The organism is Promicromonospora kroppenstedtii DSM 19349 (assembly GCF_000515355.1).
GTDB lineage: Bacteria > Actinomycetota > Actinomycetes > Actinomycetales > Cellulomonadaceae > Promicromonospora > Promicromonospora kroppenstedtii.
Window position 1 is genome coordinate 74,536 of the sequence record NZ_KI911756.1, and the last position, 1,708, is coordinate 76,243.

The window sequence follows — 1,708 nt, forward strand, 5'->3', positions numbered from 1 at the left end:
AGCCCCCGCCCCCGCCCCGGCGCCCACCGCGTTCGTCTCCGCCCCGGCCACCCAGGCCGTGCCGGTGGCGGACGTGCAGCAGGCCTTCGAGCCGCCCGTCCGCGAGTTCAGCGAGCCGTACCCGACGGGTGCCGTGTACGACCCGTCGTACGGTTCGTCCGCCCCGCTCGCGAAGCGTGCCGCCGGCACCGACGGCGACGGGAAGGACCCACTAGACCCCGAGTACGTGCGTGACTCGGTGGAGGCCCGGTCGGAATGGACCGCCTCGGCAGTGCTCTACGAGGAGATGACGAGCCTTCTCCGTCGCGGGGCTTATCAGGAAGATGATGTGAAAGAGAACGACTCGTACCGTCCGGCAGCCGTGAGCACCGAGGTTGCCAGCGGTGGGCTGACTCGCCGTACCCGTGGTGCCTCCGGCACCGGTGCGGACCCGGCCGTCGAGCGTCTCTCAGCTCGCATCGACCGTGATCCCGAGCAGCTTCGCTCGCGTCTCTCGGCGTTCCAGTCGGCCACCGCGCGTGGCCGGTCGGAGTCCGTGGACGAGGGCAAGTCGGAGCACGAGAACGGCAAGAACGGCGGTGGGGACTCGACGTGGGCACCCTCGACCGTGAATCATGTCCCTGACTCAGCGCCGCAGTCGCGGTGACAAGCGCGTCTGTGGATTCTGACTAGGAGGAACAGAGTGACCCTCAGCACCGAAGCAACCAATTTCGGTTGGCTGCTCGACAACTTCGTGCGTACCGTTCCCGGCAGTCGGCACACGCTCGTCGTGTCGGCAGACGGCCTGCTCATGGCGATGTCCGACCAGCTCGACCGCACCAGCGGCGACCAGTTGGCGGCGATCGTCTCCGGTATGTCAAGCCTCACGCGTGGAGCTTCTCGGCAGCTCAACGGCGGTAACGTCCGTCAGGCGATCATCGAGATGGACAACGGCTTCCTCTTCCTGATGAACGTCTCGAACGGGTCCGTTCTCGGCGTCGTCGCGGAGGCCACGTGCGACATCGGCCTCATCGGCTACGAGATGGCTCTCCTGGTGTCCCGCACCGAGGCCACGCTCACGCCGCAGCTCATCTCGGAGATGCGTGGCAGCCTCCCGGTCGATGGGCAGACCCGAGCCGCCAGCGTGGGATGAGGACTCGACCATGACGTACGCACCTTTCGGTTCCCAGGGGCAAGGGGACGTCCGCGAGACGTCCACCGTGCGCCCCTACGCGGTCACCGGAGGCCGGGTGCGGTCGGAGCTGTCCGACCTGCCGCTCGAGGCCCTCGTGGAGGTTCTTCCCGGGGCAGTCAGCAGTTTCGGGCTGCCTCCCGAGAAGCGCGCGATCCTCCAGCACGCCGCGCACACGTACGTGTCGATCGCCGAGCTCTCGGCCCTTCTGCGGCTGCCCCTGGGTGTCGTCCGGATCCTTGTGGCGGACATGCAGGAGGAAGGGCACGTCACCGTGCACACCTCGACACCGGTTAACGTCCACACAGGCCACGGCAGCTCGAACTCGGGCCTGTCGCTGAGCGTCTTGGAGAGTGTTCTTAATGGCATTTCCGCCCTCTGACGGCGGGGCCCGTAGCGGTCCCAACTGGGCCCCGGTGTCGGGTAACGCCGGCACCGCGACCGCTTCCTCGAACGCGCCCGCGCGCCAGAGTGTGCTGGGCGGCGGCGGTGGCGCCGCGGCGCCTACCGCGCAGGCGTCCCGTCCCGCGCAGGCGC

Annotated in this window: 3 protein-coding genes; all 3 read left to right on the forward strand. The window is 68.6% G+C overall.

The window, feature by feature from the left end:
• The coding region (locus PROKR_RS26580) for a hypothetical protein (RefSeq protein WP_211240251.1) at window positions 1-646 on the forward strand (646 nt) is incomplete at its 5' end.
• Between the two features lie 36 nt (window positions 647-682).
• Entirely contained in the window at window positions 683-1,132 is a 450-nt protein-coding gene (locus PROKR_RS26585) for a roadblock/LC7 domain-containing protein (RefSeq protein WP_020017525.1), read from the forward strand.
• Between the two features lie 10 nt (window positions 1,133-1,142).
• Complete coding sequence (locus PROKR_RS26590; RefSeq protein ID WP_020017526.1) at window positions 1,143-1,553, forward strand: DUF742 domain-containing protein; 411 nt, start codon at window positions 1,143-1,145, stop codon at window positions 1,551-1,553.
• Window positions 1,554-1,708 lie beyond the last annotated feature (155 nt).